Raw genomic sequence first — 9,176 nt, 5'->3', positions numbered from 1 at the left:
TGCCATTTTCCTTTAATTTTGATGTACGTTTCATCCATTTTCCATGAATAAAAGGATTTTTTATTTTTCTTTTTCCAAATTTGATAGAGTAGTTTGCCATATTCTTGCACCCAACGATAAATCGTCGTATGAGAAACGTTAATGCCACGGTCATATAAGATTTCTTGAACTTCACGATAGCTAAGGTTATAACGAAGATAGTAGCCCACGGCTACAATAATCACATCCTGCTGAAATTGCTTTCTTTTAAAATGATTCATCGTCATTCCTCCTGCTATCTTTTTCTATTATTCTACCTTATTTGATAGTAGATTTAAAACTTTGCAACAGAACCAGAAAAAGTATTTCCTTATTTTTTAAAAAAAATTTGACTTATTTATCTTATTTCTTTTTAGAGTGTAACTATAATCAGAAAAACAAATATCTTAATATTCTAAAATGATAAAGGAATAATGAGTAATAAATTGAAATGATAAAATCGAAAAAAAGAGTTCGGGATAAAATTAGTTTTATTTTATCATCGTCTTTTGTACTTTTATGATGTTATTAGTCATTAATACTAAGCCTATATGTACTTTCATTATGTCTTTTCCGTTTAAATGAATCATTTGGAATCCTAATAGATGTAATAGTTGGTTAATAAACTAAATATTAAATCAGAAGATAAGTGTGGGAAATGTATCCAAGCTTATTGTTACTCATTGTATGTAGACTTATGTAGTTCGCAATTAATACAATTAGATATTAATAATTTTTAGGAGGAGCGAATGAATATTTTAAAGATTTTCTCTTCAAATGTTAGAAAATACCGGAAAATAAAGGGGTTTTCTCAAGAAGAATTAGCATTTATAAGTGGATTACATAGAACCTATATAAGTGCAGTTGAGCGAGAAAAGAGAAATATATCACTAGTAAATATTAATAAGTTAGCAGAAGCTTTAGAAATTAAACCTTATTTATTACTTTTGGAGGAAACAGAACATGAGAATGAGTAAAATTATTTTTGATAATATATTTAGTAAAAAGTTCAATAACTTTGAAGAATTTGAAAATGCGGTTGCTTATTTAGAAACTGAAAAACAACGTGGTGATGCTATGGAATTCTTTGCTAAATTTTATATAGATTATCATGCAGATCTTTTTGATGCTCAAACCATATATATGGAAAAGGATATCCCAGAGGAGATAAGAGACAACCTTAAGCTAGAACTTACAGACTATGGAGTAGATGGAGTTATTGTAAGAAATGATAACACAATCACAGCATACCAAGTAAAATTTAGAAGTAGAAGAGATGGACTTACTGCTAAAGAATTAGCCATGTTTTGGGCTGAGTCTGAATACGCAGATTATAGGTTAATATTTTCCAACTGTTTATCATTACCTCCAGTTTCTGAAAAAAAGAAAAACCAATCTGTAGTTATGTTAGGAGATTTGCTACCTCTCGAGATAGATTTTTTCTCACAACTATACGATTACTATGCTCTGGACGAAAGAGAAATTCATATACCTAAACATTCACCAAGGGATTATCAAGAGAAAATGATAAGCGAAATAACAAAGGGTTTTGAGCGATATGATAGAGGGAAATTACTTGCAGCTTGTGGAGTTGGTAAAACCCTTACAGCTATGTGGATTCAAGAAGAAATGAATGCACATAATATTATCTATGTTGTTCCCAGTTTAGCTTTGATCAAACAAACGCTAGATTCTTGGTTGAGGAATAAAAATCAACCTTTCGAATTTTTATGTGTATGCAGTGATCAAACAGTGGTATCTGGAGATACAATAGATGAAATAAATTTAAATTCCTCAGATGTGAGCTTTCCTGTTACAACCTCATCGGAGGAAGTTATAACATTTATGGAAAGGAATAAAGAAAAAAAATCAATAATTTTTACAACCTACAACTCATTAGATGTTATAGCTGGAGCAGCTCTGAGTTCAAATAATATAACATTCGATCTAGGAATATTTGACGAAAGTCACAGAACAGCGGGCACCAAATTGTCAAACATGTTTACATTAGGTTTGAGTAATGACTATATTCCTATACTTAAAAGATTATTTATGACAGCTACTGAAAGATTAGTTTCGCCAAGAATTCAAAATAATGCTGAAATAAACGGAGAAACTATTTTCTCAATGGATAATGAAGAAATTTACGGTCCTATCCTTTCATCTATAAATTTCGGTGAAGCCATTGATCAGGGGATAATTTCTGATTATAAAATTGTGCTGGTTACTATTGAAGAATCTCAGTTAGAAGCCTATATAGAGTCTAAAGCAATGGCTCGTACTTCCTTAGGTACAGAAGATAAAAGAATTGACAAAAGTGTCCTTTTGAAACAATTAGTTCTTACAAAATCAATTAAAGAATTAAAACTTTCAAAGGTAATATCGTATCATTCTTATGTTGAGAATGCTAAAAAATTTGCTTTTGGAGATGATACTATATATCCCTTTAAAGATATGTTAGTGGGAACTAGCAGTTCATCTCATGAAGACATTTTTATTGGCCATGTCAATGGAAAAATGTCTTCTTCAATTAGAAAGAACTTGTTAAATAATTTTGCTTCTTCCGATACTGGGGTTATTACAAACGCAAAATGTTTAACTGAAGGGATAGATGTCCCAGCTGTAGATGCAGTTTATTTCGCAGACCCTAAATCTTCTTTGGTAGATATCGTCCAAGCTGTGGGAAGAGCTTTAAGAAAGCCTATTGACGGGCAAAATAAAACTTCCTATATAGTACTGCCTGTTGTAATAGAAGATGGAGTATCTATGTTTAATAATATTAACGATGAAGCATTCAGCACCGTATATAATGTGATACAAGCTATGCGCTCACAAGATGAATCATTAAAGGATGAACTAGATACAATAAATTATAATAAAGCCACAGGCCGTTACAGAAAAGGCGATGGAGACCTATCAAAAATTTCTATTGCCCCCTTTGATACATTATCCATCGCTGATTTTGAAGAGGGTATTACATTAAGGATTGCAGAGATTAATAAAGATGTAGATAAGGATACAGTCTCAATAAATTGGACAGAAAAAAAATCTCGAAAAAGTAAGCAAAAAAGATTTTTTGTTTCTATTGGAGATTATAATATCCCAACCTTTAAAAATAACCTAGTCTTACCTACATTAGAACTTATTAAAAAACTTAGAATTTCCGAAAAAATTACTAGAAAGGATATTGTAATCAACAACAACAACATTTCGCATGCACATAAATTTGGTGTAATTACAAAAGAAAATAATACTTATAGATTAACAGATTTAGGACAACAAATAATCGATGACAATAATATATTTGATGAATCTATTGAGAGACAATTACTAACTTATTACTCGTTGAACAAAGAAAAAAAATCAGTATTATTCCCTTATAGAGCTCTTTTGAAAGTATTAAAGCATACCAAGTGGATTTCAAGGTTAGAATTTATTTATTGTATTTTTATTTTACAGTCTACAGATGATATTTCTATCAAAGAATCAATTGAGAGAATATTTGAGATTAGAGATGCCTTTCCAAGAATTGAAATCCTAAACAAAACAAATCAAGAATCTGTGCTTAAAATTTTAAACCAAAAATATAATGTGAACTTTTCTTTTGCAGATGTCTGGACTAGCAGAACGACGACATACAATCAATTTAATTATTTTAAAGCCCACTTAATGCTTTTAGAAAAAATTGTGGACGAAAATGATCAGAGAAAAGATCGCATTTCATTGATCGAAGAAAGCGAAGATATCATTGATAGAATGTTGTATGAGACAGCTTACATTGAACAATTTGATTACCAACGTGCTAATGAATTAAGAGAGAAGTATACTCAATCATATTGACTTATTGTGTTCAAAAATTTACAATGTTCTTTTACAGGAGGATATATAATGAAAATAGTAGACCCAATTAAACATTCAGTTCCTGCAAAAGGACACACACCCCCTTATAGAATGCATAAGTATTTTGCTCGTAGACCATACAATGTTTTTAGTAACTTGGTAGAACATTACACTGATCCAGGTGATATTGTACTCGATGTATTTAGTGGTGGAGGAGTAACAATATTTGAGAGCCTTGCTAAAGAAAGACGCACTGTTGGAGTAGACATTAACCCACTAGCAACTTACATAACGAAAATGCAACTATTTACAGATCCCGATAATTTGTTTGACAGTGCTTCAAATAAATTAATAACAAATGTAAAAAAAAGAATATCGGAAGCCTACCATGTTAAGTTTGCCGATGATGAGGGGGTTGTGGAATGGACAGAATGGGCATATGTTACTAAATGCCCTCATTGTGGTAACAGAATTATCTTAGATCAAGCCCATAAACTGAGAAATGGAATTTACTTATGTTCAAATAAAAATTGTATTGGGAATGAAGGAGTAAAAAGAATAGATACAGTTCCAGATGGTTCTGTTCCTATTAGAGTTAAGTACTTATCTTCAATAGATAAAACTATCAAAATTCGTAGTACTAACGATATCATTGAACAAAATGATATCGAGAACCTAATAAATAGTGATGATCTTGTTTTTGTTCCTAACGTAAAAATACCTTTAGATATGGATAGACAATATGAAGATAAATTATTAGCTAAAGGTATTAAGTACTATTCTGATCTTTTTACGAACAGGAATTTTTTGGTAAATGCCGTTGTCTATGATGAAATAATAAAACTAAAACACCTTTATAATAGTCAAGTGATTGACGCTTTATATTTTTTATTTAGTTCGTCTTTAAGATATACTAACAATATGACTAGAGTTACAGATAACTGGGAAGGGGGAAATCCTACCTCCATGGATAAACATGCATATTGGATGCCTAACCAGTATGTTGAAACCAATGTGGTTAATATCCTTGAAAAAAGGAAAAAAGCCTTATGTAAAGGATTTGATTACGCTAAAAGGAATCTCCCAGTTAATAAAAAAATAGTAAATAGTTTTTCTGAATTAACTGAAAACCAGAATAGTGCATTAGTGTTAAATAAAAGCTCTTCAGATTTGCCTATACCATCAAATAGTGTAGATGTTATTATTACAGATCCTCCTTATGGAAGTAATGTTCAGTATACTGAATTGTCTTTATTATGGAATGTTTGGTTTAAAAATTTTAAAAATCTTGATTCTCATTTAAATAATAAAGAAGAAGCAGTAATGAACAGGCGTCTCCCTGCTGAAATGGGAGCAAAGAATGCCCATGACTATGAAGAGCTACTCTTTAACATTTATCAAGAAGCGTTTCGTGTTTTAAAAGATTCGGGATATCTGGTTTTTACATTCAACAACAAAAATATCAATGTTTGGTTAGCGATGTTGAGCGCAGTTGCTAGAGCAGGATTTTATCTCCCTGACCATGGTGTTTTGTTTCAGGACGGGATTAAAGCTTATAAAAATACCTCACATTTAAAGTATGAAGGAAATATTCATGGGGATTTTATTTATTCGTTTAAGAAACATTCTTCAAGAAAGATAGTTGCTAATTCATTTAAATATAGCTTACCCTTGGAAGACTTCATTGACTATGAAATATCTACAGTTGTACAAAATGTTGTCGATAAGTACGAAGAAATTTCTACTACTGATTTATATCAACAAATATTTTCTTCAATTGTATCTACATTAATGAATTACTTAGTATATAATCAACAAACTGCCGATAACTTGAATGATAAAACGATCCTCTCAAATAACTATATCGATAGTGTAATTAGTAAATTTATGACTTATGAAAATAATATTTGGAGGAAAAAGAGTGTCCATTTATAAACAACATAGAATATATACCAACCCTATACTGACGGAAAAAATTATTAATTTAGAAGAAAAATATCCTAAAAAAGATTATGTAGATAAATATCGTAATTCTGTTAATTTTTCTCAAAATAATGATGTTCCTTTTCATCAGTGGTTTCGTTACCGAGAAGGTTTCTCAGGAGCGTTAATTAAGGATCTGATAAAATCTTCTAAATTAGAAAGTAAAGATGCTATAATAATTGATCCTTTTTCTGGTTCAGGTACTACACCAGTTGTTGCCGCTCAAGAAGGTTACTATGGAATTGGAGTAGACGTTAATCCTGTTTCTGTATTCATTTCTAATGTTAAATTAAAAGAATATGATAAAAATAAAATAAAAAAAATCTATGATGAATTAAGAAAATTTTCTACAACAGAGAATGAGTACAAAAAAAGTTTACATTATGAAGATATCAAAAAATATTTTAATGAGAATAATTTTTATCGTTTATTAGAAATTAAGCAATATATAGATCAAATTAAAGAAAAGGATACACATGATTTCTTTTTATGTGCTTTTCTATCTATTTTAGAAGCCTCTTCAGATAGGAGAAGAGACGGAAATGGCTTAAAAAAAGCTTATAGTAAAATAAGCAATATAAAAGAAGAATTCACTAACAAGGTATATCAGATGCTGTCTGATATAGAAGTAGAGAGAAATTCAAAATTGCTGGGAGAGGTTTATTATGGTTCAGCATTAGAGTTATATTCCATATATAGAAAAAATGGTCACTTCCAAGATAATAACGAGGTCTCTATTATTTTTTCCCCTCCGTATGCTAATTCATTCGACTATTTTGAATCATATAAATTAGAGTTAGTTTTTGGAGACTTTGCCGAATCTATAAAAGATATTAAAAAGTTTAGAAGCAAAGCCGTAAGATCTTTTGTAGGTGTTTCTGTCCAAGATCCTTTTGAAAATATTATAGATATGCTCTGTGAAGAAATAGAAAAAGCAATTCTACGAAAAGAAGCAGAAACAGGTAAGAAGGATTCTAGAACTAGGCGCGTCCCTAATATGATACGTGGTTACTTTTATGATATGAAGAAAGTTATCGAAGAATGTAATAAATGTCTTCAAGTAGGAAATAAGACTTATATTGTTGTTGATCAATCATCATATATTGGAATTATAGTACCTACTGATATATTATTTGCCATGTTTGCGGAACAAGCGGGGTTTGAGGTTACTAATGTCATAAAATGCAGGAATGCTAGAACTTCTTCACAACAATCTAAAAAATTCCCTTACTTAAAAGAAGGACTGAGAGAATCAATTATCGAACTAACTAAACTTCGAGATGTTTAAAGACTAATACTATAACACTCTAACACTTTGTTTTATGACAGTCAGTTCGTGATCCTGATCAATAAATTATCAATAAACCTCTAATTAAGAGAAAAAACTGTGCATATGACGAGAAAAAACTGTTTATTAAACGAATTGCATTAATCTTTTTCGTCCTTTGGTGTATACCAAAAAATAGAGAAATCTTCCCCCGTCCGGATACCTTTTCTCTAAAAAGAAAGGTGACTCCCTCTATGTAAAATTTTAATAGCAATACACCACACAAGTTGGTTCGAATGGAAGGCCTTTTATCTACAGAATACAGCGAATAAGAGGTCTTTTTTCGATACAAACGACGAAAAAAGCCTGTTTGAAATTGCCTTTCTTTTTAGTCAAGAAAGGCGATATATATACTTCATTCTTGGAGTACTTTAAACCTAGAGAAATTCTCTAACAAGTCAGTATCAAAAACAATGAAGGAAGTACGTTGGTCGTTATTCTGAATGGACTTCGTTTATTAAAATCTAATTAATTCTATCAAAACCCATAAAGCTAGGGTATAGTAATAACTGTCTGAAGTTAATATGCCTTTAACGTTCTAAAAACGTTAGAGGCATATTTTTTATAAATTACTTTGTCTCAAAAAAAATCGATTATGAGACGGTTGTGAGAAGCGACTATTTCTTCTCTAAAAGCGCTCTTTTTTAGTCTCAAAAGTTGTATCAATATCTACGTATCGTTAACCACCCTTTGTGATACAATGAGGGTAAGAAAGGGTGGTTAGAACTATGAGTGGATATATCTACGGATACGCGCGCGTCAGCACGCAACACCAGGATTTGAACCGGCAGCTAGACTTGCTAGCGGAACAAAATTGCAACGAAATCTTGACGGAGAAAATGACAGGGACTAAGAGCAATCGACCTGAATTGAACCGTCTAAAGGATAAATTGCGACCTGGGGACACGGTGGTGGTGGAGAGCTTCTCCCGCTTGGGACGAAGCACCAAGGATCTGATTGACCTGGTCACCTACTTCGAGGAGCAGGACGTGAAGCTGGTCAGCCTGAAGGAGAACTTCGATACAACCACCCCGCAGGGGAGGCTCATGATGACCGTCTTCCAGGCCTTCAGCCAGTTCGAGCGTGATTTGATTGTGGAGCGGACGAAAGAGGGGCTCCAGAGTGCCCGTGCCCGAGGTCGGATAGGCGGAAGACCACGTGTGAACAAACGTGATATTGAACGAGCCGTGAAACTGTATGAGAGCAAAGCGTATAGTGGCAAAGAGATTACAGAAATGACTGGTATCAGTAAAGCTACTCTCTATCGATATATAAAGAATAAGAAAAAATAATAATTACAACATGTAGGGAGCACTGCTGCAATATAACCACACACAGCCAGGAGTAATTTGAGGTTCAATTATTAAACTTATATTCTATAGAAGAAAGAAATACTGATATGGTCACAATAACAAAGGAGATTTATGAACAAATAAAAATTGAACTTCCTATAATAGATAGAAGTCCCGCTTCACGAAACGAATCTGGAAAGTTATGGAGAAATTTGAGAAGTAAATAATCTATTCTATTAAAAGGAATAACGATACATATCAAGTAATCAAGAGAAAATAACGCATTTTAAGCCGGTTTCAGATTTAAAAGTGAGTCACTGTTCACAATACTAGCCTAAAATGCGTTTTTTACCCATATCTTTTGTTAAGATTTATTTTGCAACTTATAGTTATAAGGGTTCTGTTGCAAAGTTTTAAATAAAGAATAAAATTCCTTACGGTATCTATGATTTAAGCTGGGATTCCCAATAATACCTTGATTTCAGTACAGACCGAAAACCCGAAGAGAGTGCCTTCTTTTCGGGTTTTCTTATATAATCCTCGGATGGCTTCCATGCCTTTAATCGTGGTAGAGGCAGTGCGTAAACTTCGATAGAATTTATTGCGTCTCTTTACTGGACGATGGTCTTGTTCAATCAAATTATTCAGGTATTTAATGGTACGATGTTCTGTCCCTTGATAAAAGCCGTACTCTTTTAGTTTCTTAAAGGCACTTG

6 protein-coding genes and 1 pseudogene are annotated in these 9,176 nt (G+C 32.1%); 5 read left to right on the top strand and 2 right to left on the bottom strand.

Annotation, left to right across the window (positions count from 1 at the left end):
• Positions 1 to 260 (bottom strand): annotated as a pseudogene (locus B8955_RS06630) (IS6 family transposase); the annotation flags it as partial.
• 507 nt (positions 261 to 767) lie between these two features.
• On the opposite strand from B8955_RS06630, the gene B8955_RS06625 reads away from it, so the two are divergent.
• From B8955_RS06625 to B8955_RS06605, 5 genes are all read left to right on the top strand, one after another.
• A complete protein-coding gene (locus B8955_RS06625) occupies positions 768 to 995 on the top strand; it encodes a helix-turn-helix domain-containing protein (RefSeq protein WP_084099449.1) in 228 nt (75 codons plus the stop codon).
• A complete protein-coding gene (locus B8955_RS06620; RefSeq protein ID WP_084099448.1) occupies positions 982 to 3,858 on the top strand; it encodes a DEAD/DEAH box helicase family protein in 2,877 nt (958 codons plus the stop codon). Before B8955_RS06625 ends, B8955_RS06620 begins: the two co-directional genes overlap by 14 nt.
• Before the next feature lie 48 nt (positions 3,859 to 3,906).
• Positions 3,907 to 5,793 (top strand): DNA methyltransferase, encoded by a 1,887-nt coding sequence (locus tag B8955_RS06615; protein ID WP_084099447.1) that lies wholly within the window; start codon positions 3,907 to 3,909, stop codon positions 5,791 to 5,793.
• Positions 5,780 to 7,129, top strand: a complete 1,350-nt coding sequence (locus B8955_RS06610; protein ID WP_159444453.1) for a DNA methyltransferase — start codon at positions 5,780 to 5,782, stop codon at positions 7,127 to 7,129. Before B8955_RS06615 ends, B8955_RS06610 begins: the two co-directional genes overlap by 14 nt.
• Before the next feature lie 767 nt (positions 7,130 to 7,896).
• Positions 7,897 to 8,460, top strand: coding sequence for a recombinase family protein (locus tag B8955_RS06605; RefSeq protein ID WP_084099445.1), 564 nt, complete (start codon positions 7,897 to 7,899; stop codon positions 8,458 to 8,460).
• A gap of 450 nt (positions 8,461 to 8,910) precedes the next feature.
• Here the strand turns inward: B8955_RS06605 and B8955_RS06600 are convergent.
• On the bottom strand, positions 8,911 to 9,176 hold a 266-nt coding region (locus B8955_RS06600; RefSeq protein ID WP_002347313.1), incomplete at its 5' end, for a DDE-type integrase/transposase/recombinase.

The sequence above is a fragment of the Aerococcus suis genome, from assembly GCF_900176325.1.
Classification (GTDB): Bacteria; Bacillota; Bacilli; order Lactobacillales; family Aerococcaceae; genus Aerococcus; species Aerococcus suis.
The sequence above is the reverse complement of the archived record's forward strand: the minus strand, read 5'-3'. Positions and strand labels throughout refer to the sequence as shown.

Bases quoted from the DNA above. Each gene is read 5' to 3' on its own strand.
- B8955_RS06625 (WP_084099449.1), top strand. From the start codon at position 768: ATGAATATTTTAAAGATTTTCTCTTCAAATGTTAGAAAATACCGGAAA.
- B8955_RS06620 (WP_084099448.1), top strand. From the start codon at position 982: ATGAGAATGAGTAAAATTATTTTTGATAATATATTTAGTAAAAAGTTC.
- B8955_RS06615 (WP_084099447.1), top strand. From the start codon at position 3,907: ATGAAAATAGTAGACCCAATTAAACATTCAGTTCCTGCAAAAGGACAC.
- B8955_RS06605 (WP_084099445.1), top strand. From the start codon at position 7,897: ATGAGTGGATATATCTACGGATACGCGCGCGTCAGCACGCAACACCAG.